The sequence below is a fragment of the Pseudarthrobacter sp. NamE5 genome (genome assembly GCF_005796225.1).
Taxonomy (GTDB): domain Bacteria; phylum Actinomycetota; class Actinomycetes; order Actinomycetales; family Micrococcaceae; genus Arthrobacter.
In genome coordinates this window covers 1-259 of record NZ_VAHO01000062.1, presented here as the reverse complement: position 1 = coordinate 259, position 259 = coordinate 1, and the positions used below count along the sequence as shown (strand labels likewise).

Here is a 259-nt window from a genome sequence, read left to right as displayed (position 1 = left end):
GCCCTTGGGGTTGTAGATCTTCGCCGTCGGGAAGAACGCATCCATGCCGAAGGTCCGGGCCTCATCAGGAATGATCGGCGCGATGTGCTTGCCGAAGTTCTTGTCCCGCATCAGGTCCTTTAGCAGGCGCACGAAGGCCATGGTGGTGGCCGCCTGTTGCTTGCCGGAGCCACGCTTGGCCACTTCATAGGACTTCGCGTCCGGCAAGGAGATCTCGGCGTGCTTGGACCGGCGCTCCGGGACGGACCCGCCCAGGGCA

General features: G+C 64.1%; 1 protein-coding gene. It reads right to left on the bottom strand.

The window, feature by feature from the left end; translation table 11 throughout:
• Positions 1 to 259, bottom strand: a 259-nt coding sequence (locus FDW84_RS19080; RefSeq protein WP_138611042.1) for a hypothetical protein, incomplete at both ends; no start/stop codon positions are given.